Annotated in this window: 2 protein-coding genes; both read left to right on the top strand. The window is 67.3% G+C overall.

Annotated elements, in window-relative coordinates:
* Positions 1–1039, top strand: a 1039-nt coding sequence (locus RI841_RS16210; RefSeq protein ID WP_310706663.1) for an isovaleryl-CoA dehydrogenase, incomplete at its 5' end; no start/stop codon positions are given.
* A 98-nt stretch (positions 1040–1137) separates the two neighbouring features.
* On the top strand, positions 1138–2003 hold an 866-nt coding region (locus RI841_RS16205; RefSeq protein ID WP_310706662.1), incomplete at its 3' end, for a carboxyl transferase domain-containing protein.

Below are 2003 nucleotides of genomic sequence, written 5' to 3'. Positions count from 1 at the left end.
CCCCAACGACCTCTGGCAGAAGTTCGGCGACATGGGCCTGCTCGGCATCACCGTGTCGGACGAGGATGGCGGCAGCGGCATGGGCTACCTGGCGCACTGCATCGCCGTGGAGGAGATCTCCCGGGCCAGCGCCTCCGTGGGCCTCTCCTACGGCGCCCACTCCAACCTCTGCGTCAACCAGCTCAAGATCAACGCCAGTGCCGAGCAGAAGGCCAAGTACCTGCCCAAGCTCATCAGCGGCGAGCACGTCGGGGCGCTGGCCATGTCCGAGCCGGGTGCCGGCTCCGACGTGGTCTCCATGAAGCTGCGCGCCGAGAAGCGTGGCGACCACTATATCCTCAACGGCAACAAGATGTGGATCACCAACGGCCCCGATGCCGACGTACTGGTGGTCTATGCCAAGACCGACCCGGAGGCCGGCTCCAAGGGCATCACCGCCTTCATCATCGAGAAGGGCATGCCCGGCTTCTCCACCGCCCAGAAGCTCGACAAGCTGGGCATGCGCGGCTCCAACACCTGCGAACTGGTGTTCCAGGACTGCGAGGTGCCGGCAGAGAACGTGCTCGGCGAGGTCGGCAAGGGCGTGCGCGTGCTGATGAGCGGCCTGGACTACGAGCGCACCGTGCTCGCCGCCGGCCCCATCGGCATCATGCAGGCGGCGCTGGACATCGTGGTGCCCTACGTCCACGAGCGTAAGCAGTTCAACCAGGCCATCGGCGAGTTCCAGCTGGTGCAGGGCAAGATCGCCGACATGTACACCACCCTGAACGCCTGCCGCGCCTATCTCTATGCCGTGGCCGCCGGCTGCGACCGCGGCCAGACCTCGCGCAAGGACGCCGCCGGGGTGATCCTCTACTGTGCGGAGAAGGCCACCCAGGTGGCACTGGACGCCATCCAGCTGCTCGGCGGCAACGGCTACATCAACGAGTACCCCACCGGCCGCCTGCTGCGCGATGCCAAGCTCTACGAGATCGGCGCCGGCACCAGCGAGGTCCGCCGCATGCTGATCGGCCGCGAGATCTTCAACGAATCCGCTTAACCCAAGCCGTAAGCTATAAGCTATAAGCTGTAAGCACCTGCCAAGCGGGGTTTTCTTACAGCTTCAAGCTTACGGCTTACAGCTCCCCGGAGGGGTACATGGCAATCCTGAACACCCAGATCAATCCGCGCAGCGATGTCTTCCAGGCCAACGACGTCGCCATGCGCCACGAGGTCGGCAAGCTGCGCGAGCTGACCGCGGCCATCACCCAGGGCGGCGGCCAGAAGGCCCGTGCCCGCCACGAGTCCCGCGGCAAGCTGTTCGTGCGCGACCGCATCGACCACCTGATCGACGAAGGCTCGCCCTTCCTCGAGTTCTCGTCGCTGGCCGCCCACGAGGTCTACGAGAGCGACGTGCCCGCCGCCGGCGTGGTCACCGGCATCGGTCGCGTCTCGGGGGTGGAGTGCGTGATCGTCGCCAACGACGCCACGGTCAAGGGCGGCACCTACTTCCCGCTGACCGTGAAGAAGCACCTGCGCGCCCAGGAGATCGCCCGCAAGCATCGCCTGCCGTGCCTCTACCTGGTCGACTCCGGCGGCGCCTTCCTGCCCCGCCAGGACGAGGTCTTCCCGGACCGCGACCACTTCGGGCGTATCTTCTACAACCAGGCCACGCTCTCTGCCGAGGGCATCCCGCAGATCGCCGTGGTGATGGGTTCCTGCACCGCGGGCGGCGCCTACGTGCCCGCCATGGCCGACGAGTCGATCATCGTCAAGGAGCAGGGCACCATCTTCCTCGGCGGCCCGCCGCTGGTGAAGGCCGCCACCGGCGAGAGCATCAGTGCCGAGGACCTGGGCGGCGCCGACGTGCACGCCAAGGTGAGTGGCGTGGCCGACCACTACGCCGAGAACGACGCCCACGCCCTGCAGCTGGCGCGCGGCTGCGTCTCGCGGCTGAACTGGCAGAAACGCGGCCAGCTCGCCATGCAGGCGCCCAAGCCCCCGCGCCTCGACCCCAGCGAGCT

This window comes from Halomonas sp. (genome assembly GCF_031581305.1).
GTDB lineage: Bacteria > Pseudomonadota > Gammaproteobacteria > Pseudomonadales > Halomonadaceae > Halomonas.
The sequence above is the reverse complement of the archived record's forward strand: the minus strand, read 5'-3'. Positions and strand labels throughout refer to the sequence as shown.